The sequence below is a fragment of the Aurantimonas sp. 22II-16-19i genome, from assembly GCF_002088275.1.
Taxonomy (GTDB): domain Bacteria; phylum Pseudomonadota; class Alphaproteobacteria; order Rhizobiales; family Rhizobiaceae; genus Jiella.
Map to the genome: position 1 here is coordinate 1 of NZ_AQQS01000023.1, position 18,401 is coordinate 18,401.

At 68.2% G+C, this 18,401-nt stretch carries 14 protein-coding genes and 1 pseudogene; 7 read left to right on the plus strand and 8 right to left on the minus strand.

What is annotated here, in order from left to right:
• Together ATO4_RS27800 and ATO4_RS17235 are read left to right on the plus strand one after the other, a co-directional pair.
• Window positions 1-1,323, plus strand: a pseudogene (locus ATO4_RS27800) (hypothetical protein); the annotation flags it as partial.
• A 513-nt stretch (window positions 1,324-1,836) separates the two neighbouring features.
• Window positions 1,837-3,075, plus strand: coding sequence for a porin (locus ATO4_RS17235; RefSeq protein ID WP_083592780.1), 1,239 nt, complete (start codon window positions 1,837-1,839; stop codon window positions 3,073-3,075).
• A 355-nt stretch (window positions 3,076-3,430) separates the two neighbouring features.
• Here the strand turns inward: ATO4_RS17235 and ATO4_RS17240 are convergent, their stop codons facing one another.
• Both ATO4_RS17240 and mepA read right to left on the minus strand, forming a co-directional pair.
• Complete coding sequence (locus ATO4_RS17240) at window positions 3,431-4,456, minus strand: glucokinase (protein ID WP_083592781.1); 1,026 nt, start codon at window positions 4,454-4,456, stop codon at window positions 3,431-3,433.
• A 304-nt stretch (window positions 4,457-4,760) separates the two neighbouring features.
• Window positions 4,761-5,756 (minus strand): penicillin-insensitive murein endopeptidase, encoded by a 996-nt coding sequence (mepA, locus tag ATO4_RS17245; protein WP_083592782.1) that lies wholly within the window; start codon window positions 5,754-5,756, stop codon window positions 4,761-4,763.
• Window positions 5,757-6,039: 283 nt separating this feature from the next.
• Between mepA and ATO4_RS17250 the strand changes: the two genes are divergently transcribed.
• Window positions 6,040-6,771 carry a glutathione S-transferase gene (locus ATO4_RS17250; protein WP_083592783.1) on the plus strand — a complete coding sequence of 244 codons (732 nt, stop codon included), beginning with the start codon at window positions 6,040-6,042 and terminating at the stop codon, window positions 6,769-6,771.
• A 138-nt stretch (window positions 6,772-6,909) separates the two neighbouring features.
• Here ATO4_RS17250 and ATO4_RS17255 read toward each other — a convergent pair whose 3' ends face one another.
• From ATO4_RS17255 to ATO4_RS28810, 3 genes are all read right to left on the minus strand, one after another.
• The gene (locus ATO4_RS17255; protein WP_083592784.1) at window positions 6,910-7,740 is read right to left on the minus strand and encodes a lytic murein transglycosylase; all 831 of its coding nucleotides are present in this window, start codon (window positions 7,738-7,740) and stop codon (window positions 6,910-6,912) included.
• A gap of 254 nt (window positions 7,741-7,994) precedes the next feature.
• A complete protein-coding gene (locus ATO4_RS17260) occupies window positions 7,995-8,327 on the minus strand; it encodes a lipid-A-disaccharide synthase N-terminal domain-containing protein (RefSeq protein ID WP_083592785.1) in 333 nt (110 codons plus the stop codon).
• 8 nt (window positions 8,328-8,335) lie between these two features.
• Entirely contained in the window at window positions 8,336-9,916 is a 1,581-nt protein-coding gene (locus ATO4_RS28810) for a glycosyltransferase (protein ID WP_176223042.1), read from the minus strand.
• A gap of 341 nt (window positions 9,917-10,257) precedes the next feature.
• On the opposite strand from ATO4_RS28810, the gene ATO4_RS17270 reads away from it, so the two are divergent.
• Genes ATO4_RS17270 through ATO4_RS17285 form a run of 4 tightly spaced genes read left to right on the plus strand, consistent with a single transcriptional unit; the run spans window position 10,258 to window position 13,929 of the window.
• Window positions 10,258-11,712: a glycosyltransferase family 39 protein gene (locus tag ATO4_RS17270; protein ID WP_176223043.1), complete on the plus strand. Its 1,455-nt coding sequence runs from the start codon at window positions 10,258-10,260 to the stop codon at window positions 11,710-11,712.
• On the plus strand, window positions 11,709-12,176 hold the full coding sequence (locus tag ATO4_RS17275; RefSeq protein WP_083592787.1) for a DUF2269 domain-containing protein: 468 nt from the start codon (window positions 11,709-11,711) through the stop codon (window positions 12,174-12,176). Before ATO4_RS17270 ends, ATO4_RS17275 begins: the two co-directional genes overlap by 4 nt.
• Window positions 12,173-13,510: an SDR family oxidoreductase gene (locus ATO4_RS17280; RefSeq protein WP_083592788.1), complete on the plus strand. Its 1,338-nt coding sequence runs from the start codon at window positions 12,173-12,175 to the stop codon at window positions 13,508-13,510. Before ATO4_RS17275 ends, ATO4_RS17280 begins: the two co-directional genes overlap by 4 nt.
• Window positions 13,507-13,929, plus strand: coding sequence for a DCC1-like thiol-disulfide oxidoreductase family protein (locus ATO4_RS17285; protein ID WP_083592789.1), 423 nt, complete (start codon window positions 13,507-13,509; stop codon window positions 13,927-13,929). Before ATO4_RS17280 ends, ATO4_RS17285 begins: the two co-directional genes overlap by 4 nt.
• A gap of 270 nt (window positions 13,930-14,199) precedes the next feature.
• Here the strand turns inward: ATO4_RS17285 and ATO4_RS17290 are convergent, their stop codons facing one another.
• The 3 genes from ATO4_RS17290 to ATO4_RS17300 form a co-directional block, all read right to left on the minus strand.
• Window positions 14,200-15,810: a caspase family protein gene (locus ATO4_RS17290; protein WP_210191092.1), complete on the minus strand. Its 1,611-nt coding sequence runs from the start codon at window positions 15,808-15,810 to the stop codon at window positions 14,200-14,202.
• Window positions 15,811-16,184: 374 nt separating this feature from the next.
• Window positions 16,185-16,760 carry a DUF6101 family protein gene (locus ATO4_RS17295; protein ID WP_083592791.1) on the minus strand — a complete coding sequence of 192 codons (576 nt, stop codon included), beginning with the start codon at window positions 16,758-16,760 and terminating at the stop codon, window positions 16,185-16,187.
• A gap of 180 nt (window positions 16,761-16,940) precedes the next feature.
• Window positions 16,941-18,398: an FAD-binding oxidoreductase gene (locus tag ATO4_RS17300; RefSeq protein WP_083592792.1), complete on the minus strand. Its 1,458-nt coding sequence runs from the start codon at window positions 18,396-18,398 to the stop codon at window positions 16,941-16,943.
• Between the last annotated feature and the right edge of the window lie 3 nt (window positions 18,399-18,401).

The window sequence follows — 18,401 nt, forward strand, 5'->3', positions numbered from 1 at the left end:
GAGCCGCGCCGGATCCTGTCGCGCAGCCGCTTCGAGCTGGACGGGTTCGGCGCCGTGACCATCGAGCCCGGCGGCGGCGCCGCCAATCTCGAGGCCGAGCTGCGCGAGGCGGAGGCGGCGCTGACCAGGCTGCTGCGAGGCTCCGGGGCCGCGAGCGAGGCCGAGGCGCGCCAGGCCTTCGCGCAGCGCCAGGAACTGGAAGCGGAAATGAAGCTGCTGTCGGCCCGCCGCGATGCCCTGGTGCCGGACGGGCTCGACGCGGCCAGGGCGCGGCTGCGCGCCGCGGAGGCGGCGCTCGGCCGGCTCGCCGCCTCCGCCCAGGACGACGCGGCCGGGGACGATGCGGCAGCTAACGAGGAACCGGCCGCAGCAGGCGAAGCGGTTGCCGAGCGGCTTGTCGTGGCGCTGGAGGCGGCGCGGCGCCATGCCTCGGCTGCCGATCGCGCGCTGGATGCGGCGCGGCGGGGCAGCGAGGCGGCGACGCTGCGACGGGTCGCCGCCGAGAGCGATCTCACCCATCTGAAATCCCAGGCCGAGCGCCTGTCGGCGGAGATCGCGGCAGCCGAGGCCGCGATCCCGCGCGAAGTTCTGGTCGCCCGGCTCGCCGAGGCGGACATCGACTGCGACGCCAAGCGCGGCCGGCTCGCCTTGCGGGACAGCGAGCGCGGCGCGGAGGGGCCGGATGCGGCCGAAGCCCGCCGCAGGGATGCGGAGAAGGCGCTGCGGCAGATCGGCGAGACGGTGCAGCGCCTGCGCGACGAGACGCTCGGCCTCGAAGGCGAGGTGCGCGTCGCCGGCGGCAGCGGTGTCGGCGAGGCGGCGGGGCTGCTCGAGGAGCGGATCGTCGACCTCGAGCGCCGGCGGGCGCGGGTGGCGATCGAGGCCGAAGCCTCGCGGCTTCTCTATACGACGCTCATCGAAGCCCAGCGGGCGGCGCGCGAGCACTGGCTCGGGCCGATCAAGACCCGGGTCGCGCCGTTCCTGAAGCTGATCCACCCCGAAAGCGACATCGACCTCGACGAGGAGACGCTGGAACTGAAGGGGATTCTGAGGGCAGGCGTCGAGGAGCGCTTCGAGCGCCTTTCCGCCGGCGCCCGCGAGCAGGTGGCGGTGGTCACCCGGCTGGCGCTTGCCCAGGTGCTGAAACAGGGCGGCCATCCGGCGACGGTCATCCTCGACGACGCGCTGGTCAACACCGACGAGATCCGGCTCGAACGCATGCACCGGGTGCTGCGGGAGGCGGCGCGCGAGTTGCAGGTGATCGTCCTCACCTGCCGCGAACGCGATTTCCGCGATCTCGGCGCGCCGATGTTCCGGCTCTGAGGGCGCGCGGCGCGAAGCGATTCGCGGGCCGAGAAGGGCGAAAAGGCCGGAAATCGCGCCTGATTCCCGAAAGACGACGCCGATCGCCCACCCGCGTCTACCCGGAGCGCAAACCCTTCGAAGGCCGATGGCAAGCCCCGAGCAAGCCTCGGCCCAGCCTTGTCCACAGCTGCACGGGGCACAGCTCCGGCCGCTCGGGACGGGAACCGTCACCAGCCGCATGCCCAGGCCCGCCAAAACCTGCCGAAACCCATGGAAACCTCGGATTTCCGCGTGTGGTTACCGGGCGGTGAACGAAAAAGTGGCATCCCCGCAACAGGGGTGTGTCCAAAGCGTCCCCAAGGGGCGAGTGTGGCAGTTATGCGATTGCATCAAATCCCTCGGTGGATATTGTCGTTTTCAGAAAGACCGCAGGGGCAGACGCTTCGCACTTTCGCAGAGGGGATGGGGCAGGGAAGGCTGTCCTTCATACAAGGCCCAACCCTAACCTATTAATTGACTGGAGGTCAGGACATGAACATTAAGAGCCTTCTTCTCGGCTCCGCTGCGGCTCTCGTCGCAGTCTCCGGCGCCCGCGCTGCGGACGTCATCGTGCCGGTCGCCCCGGAACCCGCCGAATACGTCAAGGTTTGCGACGTTTACGGCACCGGCTTCTACTACATCCCGGGCACCGAGACCTGCCTGAAGATCGGCGGCTACGTTCGCTACAAGATCATCGCCGCCGGCAACCTCGAAGACGACTTCGGCGTCAACTACCTGATCAACACCGAAGATGACGACTATCGCGTCCGTTCGCGGGTTCGCGTTCGTCTGAACTTCGACGCCCGTGAAGAGACCGAGCTCGGCACCCTGCGCGCCTTCGCTCGCGTCCAGGCCGAGAACAACGGCAGCTTCTCCGACGCTTCCTACGGCATGGACATGGGCTACATCCAGCTCGGTGGCCTGACCATGGGTTACCTCGACACGCTGTGGACCGAGGGCGACGGCCTGCTCACCGACACCGATCTTCCGGTCGGCGACTTCCAGGTCAACCGCATCTCCTACACCTACGCCGCGGACGGCTTCTCGGCCGCTCTGTCGATCGAAGACGACAACACCGGCGACTTCGCTCCGGACGTCGTCGGTCGCCTGGCCTATGAAGGTGGCTGGGGTTCGATCTACCTCGCCGCTTCCTACGACGAAGAGACCAACAGCGACGACATCTTCGGCGTCGATGGCACCGTCTACGGCGCACCGGCTCCGTTCTTTGCCGTCGTTCCGGGTCTCAACGTCGACAACTCGGGCGATGCTTTCGCTCTGAAGGCCGGCCTGTCGCTGAAGGATCTCATCGCGACCGACTCCGAGCTGAAGATCGAAGGTAGCTACGCGTTCGATCCGAGCTCCTACTCGACCATCGGCCTGTTCACCGCCAACACGACTGCCAACAGCCTGGTTCTCGACACCGTTCCTGTCGAGTGGCAGATCGGTGCCGGCTACGCCCAGTCGTTCGGCAAGCTCGGCTTCGCTGCATCGGGTGTGTACGGCGAGACCTTCGAGTACAACGCTGCGGCGCTCGGTGGTAACCCCGAGATCGGCGACGGCAACTACTACAAGCTCGTCGGCAACGTCGGTTACGAGATCACCAAGAACTTCGACATGCTCGCCGAAGTTTCCTACGCGAAGTTCGATTTCAACGGCAACGACGTCATTGCCGACACCGACACGAGCTTCGACCAGGTTGCTGGTTTCCTCCAGTTCGTTCGCTCCTTCTGATCGAAGCAGCCACGGCTGAGACAAGCTGATGAAGGGCCCGGCGCCATGCGCCGGGCCCTTTTTCGTTGTTCATCGGCACGTTCGTCCCGAACATCGCCGGCGCAAGGGGCTGCCATGGCGATGGGACTCCGGGAACTGTGAGACAGACCTTCCCCTGATCAGGCGCAGGATCGGCCGCGAGATCGCAACTGACAGCGGCTTGTGCCGCGCGCTGCATCAGGCCGGGCGGTCTTGACGACGCCGGCGCGGATTCAGGAGGTGACAGGATCCAGAGGGGGCTACGCCGGACGCAAAAAAGGCGCGGTCGCCCGCGCCTCGTTCCTTTCTGTCCGTCTTGCGACCGGTCCGTCGAAAGTCAGCCCACCCAGCGACGGCCGGTGGTCTCGAGCCCGAAGAAGCGCGGCGTCCGCGCATAGGTCGCAAGGCCGGCGAGCGCAGCCAGCGGCTCGGTGACCACATAGAGCGGGATCTCCCGCATCAGATCGCTGTGCGGCGCCTTGTCCTCGAAGGCGGCGCGGACATGGACCTTCTTGATCACCGGAATCAGCCGCTGGAAGATGCCGCCGCCGATATAGACCCCGCCCCTGGCCATGAAGACCAGTGCGATGTCGCCGGCGATCCGGCCGAGATAGGTGGCGAAGAGATCGACGGCCTCGCCGGCCTCGGCATCCATGCGGTTGATCGCCGCCTCGGTGATCGACTGTGGCGCGTCGAGCGAAGGCTCGACGCCCTTCACCGCGCAGATCGCCTGATAGAGATTGACGAGGCCGCGGCCGCAGAGGATCTGCTCGCCGGAGATGCGGCCCTCGATGGTCTGGAGATGCGGCCAGATCTCGAGGTCGCGCTCCGTCCGCGGCCCCATGTCGATATGGCCGCCTTCTCCGGCGACCGGGATCCACATGTTGCGGGCGCGCACGAGGCCGGCGACGCCGAGCCCGGTTCCGGGTCCGAGCACCGCGCGGCTTGCGCCCTCGCGGATGACGCCGCCACCGATCTGGGTGCGCGCCTCCTCCTTCAGCGAGGAGATCGCCAAAGCCTGCGCCTCGAAGTCGTTGAGGACGATGATCTCCGATATGCCGAGGGACTCGATCATCGCCTTCGGCCGGACGATCCACGGGCAGTTGGTGAGGTCGATCTCGTCGCCGTCGATCGGCCCGGCGACGGCCAGCACCGCCGTCTTCGGCTGCACCGACGTCTTGTCGAGGACGCTCACCTGGATCGCCTCGTCGATGTTGCCGAAGTCGGCCGTCTGGACGACCGGGAACATCTTGGGTTCCGCATAGGCATCGACGATGAGGGCGAACCGGGCGTTGGTCCCGCCGATGTCGCCGATGAGAATCGGAAATTTCAGCGCGTCGTTGACGTCGCGTGTCGATACCATGGTGCCCGCCGCTTCAATCGATTCGCATGCCGATCGACATAGGACATCGCCGCGCCGAAGGCAAAGCCGAAGCGGCGTTTTCGTGGCTTCGCTCGGGGCGCTTCCTCTCGTCCGGCGAGGCATGCCGAAACATCGTCCCCGCATGCCGGAGCTGACGCACCCGGCGCGCCGTGGCCGAGCGGCCGGCCGGGACGCCGCTAGAGCGGGATGAGATCAGCGTCGATCGACATCCCGCTCTATCCTCATCCTCTCTTTGCCGCATGATCTTCCCCGAAAACCGGTTCCCACTGTTCGGGATCATGCTCTAGCGGAAGGGGCGCGGTGTCGGGACGGGCACGGCGCTCGCCGGCGGGGCAAAGGCGCTGGCATAGGAAGGCGCTTGCATTCCTGATGATGACCCGCCCGCTGCAACGGCAGAACCGCCGGCATCCGCCGCCCCGAGCACCGAACGGCAGGCCTTCGGCATGCCGGCGAGCGTCAAGGGCGGCTTCGGCTTGGCCGGCTTGGCGCCGGGCTTCGGGGGCTGGAGCGCGACGTTGAACCACCAGTCGAGTTCGTTGCAGCCGTCGCCGGCCCCGATCGCCGGCTGCGGCTTGCAGCCGGACGAGCCCGGCCGGCAGGACAGGCGGACATGGAAATGCTCGTGGTGACCGTAAAAGGGGCGCACCTTGGCCAGCCAGCCGCGGTCGCGTCCGGCCGTCTCGCAGAGCTTCCGCTTGATGCCCGGATGGACGAAGATCCGCTCCACCTCGCCTTGGGAGGCGGCGATCTTGATGAGGTCGCGGTAGCGCGGGTTCCAGACGCGGTCGTCGACGGTGAACGTGCCCTCTCTCAGCACCGAGCGGAACGGATAGGTCTCGCGCTGCTCGGCGCTCAGCCGCGGCGAGGGCATCGGCTGCAGCCAGACGTCGAAGTCCAGCCCGACCTGGTGGGAGGCATGGCCCGACGCCATCGGGCCGCCCCGCGGCTGCGAGACGTCGCCGACGAGGAGGCCGGGCCAGACGCCCGTGCGCGCCGCCTCGCCGGCGATCCGCTCGATCACGGCGACGGTGTCCGGATGACCGTAGTTGCGATTGCGCGAGAGGCGCATCGCCTGCCAGTGAGGGCCGTCCGGCGGCAGTTCCGCGCCGCCGGCAAGGCAGCCATTGGAATAGAAGCCGATGCTTCGGGCCGCCCCTGGCGCGGGGCTCCTCTCCGCCGAGAACAGCAGCTTCGCCGGCGTTTCGGCCAAAGCGGCCGTGGCGCTCCCGAAGACCGCCGCAGCGAGGATGGCGGCAAGGAGGCGGCTCGCAGTCTTCATCGTCTCTCCTTCAAAGGCGGCATCGGCGCCCTATTGAAACCGGCGTGGCGCGCGAGCATCGCAGAGCGCCTTGGCCGCGCGGGCTGATCGCCAGGAGTGCCGACCTCTTCGCCACGCGATCACGCAAAGCGAGGACGATTGGCGCAACGACGATCAGGCCCGGCTGCAGCGCGCTTCGGCCGGGCGCATGAACCCGGTGCGTTCGAACGAGGAATTGCCGGAAATTGCGACCGAATCCCGACGCAGTCCACCGGTGTCACGCTTTCCAGGAGACTGTTGCACGATGACCTACGACCTCTACTACTGGCCGGGCCTGCCGGGGCGCGGCGAATATGTCCGCCTGGTGCTGGAAGCCGCCGGCATCGAGTATCGCGACATGGCGCGGCTTCCCGCCGCGCAAGGCGGTGGCATGGAGGCAATGTCGGCCTTCCTGCAAGGCGAGAAGGGGCCGCACATTCCCCTTGCGCCGCCCTTCCTCGTGGCGGGCGACCTCGTCCTGTCGCAGACCGCCGCGATCGTGTCCTATCTCGGCGAACGGCACGGCCTTGCGCCCGAGGCGGAGGCCGAACGGCTGTTCGCTCGCGCCATTGCCCTGACAACGGCCGATCTCGTCGCCGAGGCGCACGACGTCCATCATCCGGTGGGCGTCTCGCTCTATTACGACGACCAGAGGCCGGAGGCCGCCCGCCGTGCGCAGGAGTTCCGGGACAGGCGGATGCCGAAATTCCTCGGATGGTACGAGGGGCTGCTGTCCGCGAACCCTTCCGGGCCGGACCATCTCGCGGGCGACCGCATGACCCATGCCGATCTCGGCCTGTTCCAGACCGTCGCCGGGCTCGGCTACGCCTTTCCGCGCCGGATGGCGGGCCTCATGCCGGACTTTCCGCTGGTCGCGGCGCTGTGCGAGCGCGTCGCCGCCGCCCCGCGCATCCGCGCTTATCTCGAGAGCGACCGACGCCTCGCCTTCAACGAGGACGGCATCTTCCGGCATTATCCGGAGCTCGATGGCGATTGAGGCGAGGATTGCCGAGTCGGCGGTGTCGCCGATCGGCCGCCTGCCCTGGCCCTGAACGAGCCGGGCCCGGCGCATGACGCGCCGGGCCCGGGCCGAAGATCCGGTGCCGTTCCGGTCGGTGGAGCGGTGCTCTGCCGGTCAGCCGGCGAGCTTGGAGGCGAAGAGCGCCAGGGCTTTCTGGTAGACGCCGGCCCTGTTCCATTCGCGCAGGACGGCGAAGTTCGGCTGGCCCTGCTGGTAGCCGGCGCCCGGACGCCAGCCGTGCTGGCGCAGGAAGTTCGCGGTCGAGGCGAGCACGTCGGCCTTGGAATTGATCAGATCGCGGCGACCGTTGCCGTCGCCGTCGACGGCAAAGCGCAGGTAGTTCTTGGCGAGGAACTGGGTCTGGCCGATCTCGCCGGCCCAGGCGCCACGCATCTGGTTCGGCTGCATGTCGCCGCGGTCGACGATCGCCATGGCGGCGAGCAGCTCTTCGGTGAAGAAGGCCGAACGGCGGCAGTCGTAGGAGAGCGTCGCCAGCGAACTGAACACCGGCATGTTGCCGGAATTGGCGCCGAAGCCGGTCTCCATGCCCCAGATCGCGACGAGCACTTCCTTCTGCACGCCGTAGCGCTGCTCGATGGAATCGAGCAGACGGGCGTTCTGCTGGATGATCCGCTTGCCCTTGGCAACGAAGGAGGCCGGCGCGCGCCGCGCCATGAAGGCGTCGAGCGACAGGTTCATCGAATGCTGGTTGCGATCGAGGCTGACGACCTTGGAGGAATAGCGGGTCGGCATCAGGGCCGACTGGATGGTCCGCTGGGAGATGCCCGCGGCCGCTGCCTCCTGGGCCATCTGCTGCTTCCACTGGTCGAAGCCGGCCGCCGAGTTGCCGCATTGGGCGGCAGCGGCCGGAAGCGCCGCGGCGCCGAGCATGACAGCGGCAATGGCCGAAATGGCGAGGCTCGTGAATTTCGTGCGTCGGAGCATGTCGGAATCGTCTCTCCTCTTGGGGTTTCATCGTCGGCGTCGGGTGCGGCCGCAGGCGGGCGCTGATGGAAGCGCAACCCGCAGACCCCTGCATGGTTCGACGCGAAGAACTCTGTCGCGAAACTTATCGTCTTTCGGCTCAAGACTATAGCGTCTTCGACGCATCGTCCTTAACCCGCCAGAACGCTTCGGGGTCGAAAGCGGCGACAGTCGGGCGATCGGCGGAAAAAGCGGCCTGCCGACGCCTTTATTGCTCACGATCCCGGTATCTTCAGGCCATCGGTTTCGGCAAGGGTGCGTTTCTTCTCGCCGGAGATCAGCATCAGGTTCCGCGTATAGATGACGAGTCCCGCCGCCTGGCCGATGATGAAGACCGGGTCTTTCCGGTGCAGCGCATAGATCAGGAGCAGCGATCCGCCGAGCAGCGAGAACGTCCAGAAGGCGACCGGCACGACGGATTTGCGCGCCCGCTCCGAGGCGATCCACTGGATCATGAACCGTGCGGTGAACATCGCCTGGGCGACGAAGCCGAGGGCGATCCACAGATCGAACTGCTCGATGAAGACATGGTTGATGTAGGCCCACATCGGTTTGTCTACTCCTTGCTGGCCGTGACGTCCTCGACGCGGCCCGGCGTCCTGCGGCCGCGGCGCAGGATCCACCAGACGCCGAACAGATCGAGGGCGCCCCGGGCTGCCCGGTCGAAGATGCCGTAGTTCGACTGGCCGAACCGGCGCTGACGGTCTTTCACGTCGAGATGGCCGATCGTCAATTCTTCCCGCAGAACCAGCGCCGGCAGATAGCGGTGCCAGCCATCGAAATAGGGCAGCCTGCGGAACAGATCCGTCGGCAGGGCCTTCAGGCCGCAGCCGGTGTCGCGGGTGGAATCCTTCAGGATCGCGGTGCGCAGCCGGTTCGCCGCCCTCGACGCGAGACGCTTGGCGGGGCTGTCGGTGCGCCCGGTGCGCTGGCCGGCGACGAGGCCGCAGGCCGGGCCGCTCGCCTCCAGCTGCTCGACCATCGCCGGAATGAAGGCCGGATCGTTCTGGCCGTCGCCGTCGATGGTGACGATGCAGTCGCCCGCCGCATGCAGGACGCCGGTGCGCACGGCCCGGCTCTGGCCGGCGGAGCGCTCGTGGCGGATGTGGCGGACCGCGATTCGGTCGGCGCGCAGGCGCTCGATCATCGCCGCCGTGCCGTCGGTCGATCCATCGTCGACGACGACGATCTCATGGTCCCTTCCCGCCAGCGCCGCGGCGATCTCCGGCACGAGCACGCCGAGATTGTCCGCCTCGTTCTTTGCCGGCACGACGACGCTGACCATGGCGAAGCGCCGTGGCCGCGTCCTCATCGGGGGTGGGGATGTCGCGTTGTCCATCGAATGTCGGCCGTCATAGGGAAATGTCGCGAGCGCCGCAACGTCGCTCTGCGGCCGAATGTCCGTCGGCTGGGCCTCGACGGCCCGAAGCGTTGCCGCGGCCTTCGGCAGCAGGCGGCGCAGCCGCGCCCCGAAACGGGCAAGCGCCGCGTCGATCAGCCGGCCCTGCGGGCCGAGGAAGAACGGCCGGAACGCCGCGATCAGCGCCAGGACGATGATCCACGAAATGAGGACATCGGAGAGAAAATGGCCGCCGGCGGCGATTCGCGCGGCCGAGATCATCGCTGCGATCGCGCCGAGGCCGAGGGCGAGGGCGGGGCGGTCGCCCCGCGGCGCCACGAAGACGAGCGCCAGCACCGAAGCGGCCGCCGCGGCCTCGCCCGACGAGAAGGAGCAGTTGCCGAGGCACTGGCCGCCGAACTGCCAGACCGGCGTGAAATCCAGGCTGCCCCCGAACTGGGTGAGATCGCGGGGGCGGACCCTGCCGGAGGTGCTCTTGAGGACGGCGTTGACGATGAGGCCGGGCCCGATCGCATAGACGCAGATGATGAACAGCCCTTCGCTTGGCCGCATCAGCCAGCGCGGCGGCCGCGCCAGGAGGCCGGCGAAGAGGGCGAGGACGCTGGCCGACAATATCGCGATCGTCATCGCGTTGCCGAACTCGCGCACCATGTTGAGGTCGGGATCGCCGATCCCGAAGAAGCCGTGGCCGGCGTCGTAGAAGCGGGCGCTGACGGCGGTGTCGATGCCGGGAAAGCTGAGAAAGAACAGGCTGACGAGGGCGAGGACGATCGTCAATGCGGCGAGCGGGCGGCGCCGGAGGCCGCCGGCGAAGCCTCCGGCGCCGGCGTTGCGGCCACCTTCGGCGTCTGCCGGCTCACTTGCCCGGAAACGCGTCCATCCGCTCGTCGGTCGGTGCGGCCGGGTGCCCGGCCGACGCGGCGATGGGGCTCGTGCATCCATGGAAAACTGTCCTTGCACTGGATCGCGGCATGGGTCAGTTTGCGCCGACCCCTGCCGCCCATACGGTCTTCAGCCATGCGATACTCCCCGCAAGTCGACCGTTCCGACGGCCTTTAGCGCCCCGATCACAAGCCATTATGACGCTCCCGACCACCGAGGCCCGCAAGGGCGCCAGAGTGACCGATCGGCTACAGGACCGCTGGCTCGGGCTGTCGTCGCTGGCCCTCATCCTCGCCGCGGTCGCGGCGTTGCGGGTCCTGGCGCTGTTCCTCTCGCCGAGCGAGCTCGGCTTCGATGAGGCGCAGTATGTTCTGTGGTCGCAGCATTTCGATTTCGGCTACTTCACCAAGCCGCCGCTGATCGCCTGGGTGATCGGCCTCGAGACGAGGGTCTGCGGCTCGGGGGCGGCCTGCGTCCGCTCGATCGTGCCCGTGGTGAACTCGGCGACCGCCTTCATCCTCGCGCTCGTCGCTGCAAGGCTCTACGGCGCCCGGACCGGCTTCTGGACCGGCCTGTTCTTCGTCATCATGCCGGGGATCGCGGTCTCGTCCTTCCTGGTCACCACCGATCCGTTCCTGCTGTTCTTCTGGAGCATCGGGCTTCTCGCCATCCTCCTGCAGCTCGAACGGCCGGGGCTGAAGCCGGCGCTCCTCTTCGGCGTCGCGGCCGGGCTGGGGCTGAACGCCAAATATGCGATGATCTACCTGCCGGTGCTCGTCGCTTTGGCGGGGGCGATGATGCCGGACCTTCGCAGCCGGCTGTTTCGCCGCGAGAGCCTCCTCGCGCTTGGCGTGATGTTTCTCCTCATCGCGCCGAACCTCGTCTGGAACGCCCTCAACGGCTTTGCGACCTTCGAGCACACCGCCAACGACAATATCGGCTGGAGCCTGTCGCGGCTGAACGCCAAGAAGGGCTTCGAGTTCTTCGGCGCGCAGTTCGGCATCGCCGGTCCGGTGATCTTCGGGGCGATGCTCAACGCCTTGTTCCTCAAGGCGCGGACGGAGACGCCGCGCACCGACGTCCTCCTCCTGATCCTGTCCTGGCCGATCCTCCTCGCCATCACCATCCAGGGCTTCCTCGCCCAGGCCAACGTCAACTGGGGCGCCACCGCCTATCCCGCCGGCGTCATCGTCGCCACGGCCCTCGTCATCCGCCATCGCTGGCGCTTCTTCTTCTGGACCAATCTCGTCGTCTGCGGTCTCGCCTCGCTGGTGATTCTCCTCGGCACCGCGCTGTACAATCCCGGCGAGGCGCCCGGCGCCGGCAAGCAGCTGCGCCAGCTCGCCGGGTGGCAGAAGACCGCCGAGAGCCTTCAGGATCTGGCAGCGAGGACCGGCGCAAGGCGCATCGTGGTCGAGAGCCGGGCGCTGACGGCGGGGATCGCCTATGCGCTGCGGGGTTCCGATCTCGAAGTCCTCGCCCACCTGCCGAAGGGCGAGGCGCCGGGCGACCAGTTCGAACTCGACCAGCCCTGGAACGGCGAGGACGAGAGGCAGGGCACCCTGCTTCTCGGATTTTCCGCGAGGGACATCGAGCGTCTCGGCGCGACGAAGATCGCCACCATCGCGGCGCCGATCTATGCCGCGGACAAGGACGGCACGATGCCGGTCTATGGTTTCGCCGAGCCGTGACCTATCTCGTCCTGAAATACCTGCATGTCCTCGGCGCCACGGTGATCCTCGGGACGGGGATGGGCATCGCCTTCTTCATGCTGGCGGCCCATCTCACCCGCGACGCGGCCTTCGTCGCCCGCACGGCGGGCATCGTGGTGACGGCGGACTTCCTGTTCACGGCGACGGCGGTGGTCGCCCAGCCGCTCACCGGCTATTGGCTCGCTCGCGAGACCGGGGCGGATCTCCTGACGGGATGGCTCGGCGCGGCGCTGCTTCTCTATGGCGTTGCCGGTCTCTTCTGGATCCCGGTGGTCGTCATCCAGATGCGCATGCGCGATCTGGCGGTCGCGGCGGCGCTGCGGGGCGAGGCGCTTCCCGCCGCCTATCACCGGCTGTTCCGGGTGTGGTTCGTCTTCGGCTTTCCGGGCTTCGGCTCGGTGCTCCTCATCGTCTGGCTGATGATCGCGAGGCCCGCGCTATGACCGCAACCGCCGAGCCTGCTCCGCCGCGCATCCTCGTTCTCGGCGCCTCCGGCCTGATCGGCGAGGCCGTCGCCGCATGGCTGCAGGAGAGAGGCTATCCGGTGGTGCCGGTGGCGCGGCGGTTCGGGCCGGCGCAAAAGGCGCGATTCGCGGGCATGGCCCTCGAGCGGGCGGTGGTCGATCTGCCGGCCGAGGAGTTGCGCGATCTCATCGAAGACAGCGGCGCGGCCATCCTCGTCAATGCCATCGGTGTCCTGCAGGATGGGCCGGGCGGCGGCGCGCAGGACGTGCATCTGGGCTTTGCCGGGCGGCTCGTCACGGCGGTGAGGCAGTGTTCGCAGCCTTGCCTCCTGGTGCAGGTCTCGATGCCGGGCATCGCCGACCACGATGAAACGCAGTTCAGCCGGACCAAGCGGTCGGCGGAACGGCTGATTGCGGCGGCGGACCTGCCCCATGTCATCCTGCGCCCCGGCTTCGTCGTCGCACCGGCGGCCTTCGGCGGCAGTGCCCTGTTGCGCGCCATCGCCATGTCGCCCTTCGACCTGCCCAGGGATCTGGCGGAGCGGCCATTCCGGGCCTGCGACGTCTTCGACATCGCCCGCACCATCGGGTTCCTTGCCGGACGGTGGCAGGCCGGAAGCCGCGATTTCGGCGAAGGCTGGGACATCGTCGAGCGCAGCGAGACCGATGTCGGCGCGATGGTCGGCCATTTCGTCCGCCGGCTTGGCGGGCCAACGCGACGCTGGCGCCTGCCGAACATCCTGCTCGTCGCCGGATGCCGGGCAGGGGACCTCGCCGGACGTCTCGGCTGGCGGCCGCCGATCCGCTCGACCGCTCTTGCCGAGATGAGACGCGGCATCGCGGCGGATCCGGAACCGTGGATCACCGCGACGGGAATCTTGCCGCGGCCTGCCCGCGAGGTCGTCGCATCGCTGGATGGCGACGTGCAGGAGCGATGGTTCGCCCGGCTCTATCTCCTGAAAGGGCTGATGATCCCGGTTCTGGCGATCTTCTGGATCGCCTCCGGCCTGATCGCCCTCCGCTCCTTCGGCGCGGCGCGGGACATCCTCGTCGAGGCCGGATTCGGCATGTCGCTCGCCGGCGCCGTCACGCTCGTCTCGAGCCTCATGGACATCGCGGTCGGCGGCCTGATCGCGTGCCGCCGGACGTGCCGGATCGGGCTTCTAGCCGGCATCGCGGTCTCGCTGTTCTACATGGCGACGGCGGCGGTGCTGACGCCCGCCATGTGGCTGGAGCCGCTGGGCGCGCTGGTGAAGACCGGTCCTGCCATCGTCCTGATGATTGTGTCTCTCGCGATCCTGGAGGACCGATGAAGCAGGCTTCCCCCTGGCCGGACGACGGCGTCATTCTCTACGACGGCGTCTGCGTTCTCTGCTCCGGCTGGGTTCGCTTCGTCGCCAAACGTGACGCCGCCCGCCGCTTCCGGTTCACGCCGATCCAGTCGCCCTATGGCGAGGCGATGGCGAGGGCGCTGGCGATCGATCCGTCCGACCCGGACACCAATGCCGTCGTGGTGGATGGTTTCGCCTTCTTCCGGTCCGACGCGGCGATCGCCGTCGTCTCCCGCCTGCCGGGCTGGGGCTGGACGCGGATCGCCCTCGCGGTGCCCGCCGCCCTGCGCGACCCGCTCTATCGGCTGGTCGCGAGACACCGCTATCGGATCTTCGGCAAGCATGCGACCTGCGAACTCGCGCCCGCAGGCCTGGCCGACAGGGTCATCGTCGATCGGTGAGGGGTCTGGCAGTGAGGGGGCTGGCGGAGCGCGCGATCGGCGATGGCGACGCTTGCCACCCGCGGGCGCCGCTGCCCGACCTCGTCCCGACCGCAGAACGCCGCATGACGGAACGCGGATGTCCAGAACAGCGATGTCCACCCGGCAAGGCCGGCCGGAGAGTCGATGGCTGTCATCAGGCTGACGAGACCGTTCCTGTGGCTCGGCAAGAGCCCGGCGGGCGGTTCTTGAGCCGCCCGCGGCCGGTGCCTCGATTGTCCTGTTTCTGTCTTAACGGCCGATGGCGCCGCCGATGATGCCGCCGACGAGACCGCCGAAGAAGGCCGCTTCCCCGGCGCTCGGGCCGTTGCTTCGGCCGCGCGGCGAGACCCGGCGCACCACCCGCGGATTGGCCTGCTGGCGCCGCTGCTGCTGGTAGCTGCGGGTCTCCCGCCGCGGGGCGACGTTGCGGGCCTTGGGAGGCGCCGGCGGCGTGTAGGCCGCGAGCGCCGCCTGGGTCTGGCTGACGAGGAGGTCGTATTGCGGCCGGTTGAGATAGCCGCTGACATGGACGCCGCGGGCGCTCTGCCAGGCGACGATGGCATTGCGGGTGTTGGGTCCGAAGGCGCCGTCCGGCGTGCCGGAATTGTAGCCGGCGAGGTTGAGCCGGAGCTGCACCTCCTTGCGAAGGGCGCGGTCTAGGCCGACAATGGCCTCGGTGCCTTCCCCGGAGATGACCGCCGCCGCGGCGCCGGCGGCCAGCCCAGCGGCCGGCAGGCCGGCCTGGAGGTCCTCCGTCGCCGGCTGCGGGGCGGGTGCGGCATTGCCGAGGCTGGCGACGAGACTCGAGTCGGCGGGGGCGGCGGGAAGCCGCTCGATCTGCTTGCGGGCATTCGCCACGTAGAGGCCGTTCGGGAAGGTCTCCACATAGGCCTCGTAGTCGGCCCGCTGCCCGGACTGGCGAGCCATGTTGTAGAGCGCGGTCTCGCGCTGCAGCGTGTCGGCGTCGTCCGCGCCCTTCGCCACAGCAGCTGCCGCGGGTTCAGCCACCGGCGCGAGCGTCACGGTCGGCTCCAGCGAGGCAACCCTGGTCGCCTTCGGGTTCAGAAAGACCTCGCCGGTCAGCGAGGCGTTGATCCAGGGACGCTGCTGGTTCTTCGTGGACTGCAGGACCTGACCGGTCACCCGTGACATGACCACCTGGATGTCGGTGTCCTGCGCCTCGATGTTGTCCAGAAAGGCCTGGGTGAAGGGGGAGTGGGGTGTGCCCTCGCCGTCCAGGGCGACCTCGTCCGGGCTGGTGGCGTAGATGATCGCCGAGCCTTCTCCGCCCTCGCCGTCGATCTCGATCTTGGCGAGTCCGTCGGCGACGTTGGCCGAGCGGCTGAGGCCCTTGAGCGAGCGGGCGAGGGACCGCGACAGGGGGTTGTCGCGGCAGGCGTCGAGAACCATCAGGCTCACGGCGACGTCGTAGCGCAGCTGCTTGGTGACCGTGTCGAGGGAAACCGCCTTGAAGTCGAGGTCGGAGGGATCCTCGAAGGCGGCGTCGATCGGCACCAGATAGTTCTTGCCGTTCACCTGCATGCCGTGGCCGGCATAGAAGAACATGCCGATGTCGGCGCCGCGCACCGCCTTGGCGAATTCCTGGATGGTCGCATCCATCCCGGGCTTGTCGAGGTCGTAGCCCTCGATCACCTCGAAGCCGAGACCCTGGAGCTTGAGGGCGATGGCGCGGGCGTCCCGCGACGGGTTATCGAGGGTGACGGTATTGACGTAGGCGCTGTTGCCGACGACGAGGGCGACGCGTCGTTCCTCGGTCGCCGCCCCGGCGGTGCCCGCTCCCAGCACCGAAAGCGCGCCGAAGATGGCCCCGCCGAAGGCGATGAGGCATGTCCGAAGCACCGCGCCTCGCAGCATGGGCGCGGACGGACGCGCCAGAGCTTCGGAACGATCATCCGGACGACGCGACCGCCAGGCCTGCGAGAGGCTGCCGACGATATTGCGGAGCAGATGAGACCTACCGCTTTGATTTTTCACGCGCCTACCCTTCTAAGTAGCCAATTCCCATAGGGTACGCACGCAAGGGTAATCGAATTGCCCCAGATTGGCAACAGCTTCGCACCAGTCGTCGGTGCAAAGAAGCCGTCCTCTCCTTGCGGAAAGAACGGCTCCGGATCTTCGGGTGCATGTCGTCGATCCGGAAAATCCAAGTCTTCCGAACGGTCCGTGCGTCATCTGGTTCGAGCGAGGTCTGTGCGACCCATCGCCGGAGACGGTCAGCGGCGGGCGATGATCTCTTCGCCCTCGACGATCATCCTGACGCCGAGGCCGGGCTTGCGGCGGGCGAGGAAGCGCGGGCGACGCTGCCGGTGCGGCGCGGCGCGGCGGGCGGCGGGCGGTGCCGAGCGAACCTGGCCGACGGTCTCTTCGAGGGTGACGACGCTGCCATCCGCCTCGATCATCAGCATCGGCAGGCCGAACAGCTCCGACCAGCCGCGCCAGTCGGCCGCCACGTCGAACAGGTCGCTCGCCACGAGCAGCGGCACCGAGCACTTGCCGTCCGGATGATGCAATTCCAGGGTGACGGTCACCTCGCCCGCCTCCGTCTCCATCGCCCGGGCTGCGACGCCGCGGAATGCGCGAGGGGGAAGTGCGATGGAAATCGGCAGACCGCAAGCCTGGAGCTTGCGGCGGATGACGGCGCCGCGCCGATCGACGCGATAGGTCACCTCTTCGCCGTCCTCGACGGTGACGAAGCTCTGGTGCCGGTCGCAATTGCGCGGATCGAGCCGCACCGGAGCGCCGGCCCAGATCGGGCGGGCGGAGGTCTGAGCGTTCTGCGCGATGGTCATGATGGACGCCTTCTGTCTCTCCTGAGAGCCGCTGGTGCAGCCCGGGAACCCTGTGTCGTCGGCCGATGTGCTCCCGGCCTTTCGATGGGTTCAGAATAGATGGCGGCTCTTGCCCTCCCGCTAAGAAAGTCAGTTAAGTCTTCCTGACCTTATCGAGGGTTATCAGAACAGAAATTTGAATCAAACCTGAACAAGCTTGCCCGGGTTTAAGATATTGTTCGGATCGAACACGCGTTTGATGGCGCGCATCAGATCCATCTCGGCGAGGGGCTTGGTGCGGGCGAGTTCGTCGCGCTTCAGAAGGCCGATGCCGTGCTCGGCCGAGAAGGTGCCGTCCATCCCGGCGACGATGGCGTGGACGCGCCCATTGATCTCGCGCCAGCGCGACAGGAAGGCCTCGGTGTCGGCGCCGACCGGCTGCGAGATGTTGTAGTGGACGTTGCCGTCGCCGAGATGGCCGAAGGAGCAGATCCGCGCCCCGGGGATCGCGTCCAGCACCGCCGCGTCGGCGGCGCGCAGGAAGGCCGGCACCATGGCGACGGGCACGGCGACGTCGTGCTTGATCGAACCGCCCTCGGGCTTTTGCGCCCAGCTCATGGATTCGCGCATGTGCCAGAAGGCTTTCGCCTCGCCGAGGGACTTGGCGATCGCCGCGTCCTCGACGACGCCGGCCTCCATCGCCTCCGACAAGAGCGCCTCCATCGTCTCGCGCGCATCCTCGGCCGAGCGGCTGGAGGAGATCTCGACGAGCACGTACCAGGCATGGGGCGCCTGCATCGGATCGCGGGCGCCCTCGATGTGCCGCAGGACGAATTCGAGGGCGAGGCGGGGCATGAATTCGAAGCCCGTCAGCCCGGCTCCGCCGTGGCGCTCGGCGATGCGCAGCAGTTCGAGCGCATCCTCGGGCGAGGCGACGCCCGCATAGGCGACCTCGCGACCGGCGGGGCGCGGCACGAGTTTCAAGACGGCGCCGGTGATGATGCCGAGCGTGCCTTCGGAGCCGACGAGAAGGTTGCGGATGTCGTAGCCGCGATTGTCCTTCTTGAGGCGCCGGAGGCCGTGGAGGATCTCGCCCGAGGCCAGCACCGCCTCGATGCCGAGGCAGAGGTCGCGCGCATTGCCATAAGCGAGGACGCCGGTGCCGCCGGCATTCGAGGCAAGGTTGCCGCCGATCTCGCAGGATCCTTCCGAGCCGAGGGAGAGGGGGAACAACAGCCCGGCTTCCTCCGCCGCCTCCTGCACCCGCTGCAGCACCACCCCGGCATCGACGGTGATCGTCCGGCCGACGGGGTCGATCTCGCGGATCGTGTCCAGCCGCGACAGTGAGAGGAGGATCTGGCCCGGCGAGCGGGGCGACTGCCCGCCGACATGGCCGGTATTGCCGCCCTGGGGCACCAGCGGCGTCCGGGTCTCGCTCGCGAGGCGGGCGATCGCGGCGACTTCCCCGACGTTTCCCGGTCGCAGCACCATCGCCGCCGTGCCGGCGAACAACCCCCGCGTCTCGGTGAGATAGGGGGTCATGTCGGAGGGCTCGGTGAAGGCGTTCGCATCGCCGACGATGGCGGCGAAGCGTCGCTTGAGGTCGTCTGCGAGCGGCGCATCCTCGGGATCCGGGGGCAGGTCGATCTGTGCGGTCATGGA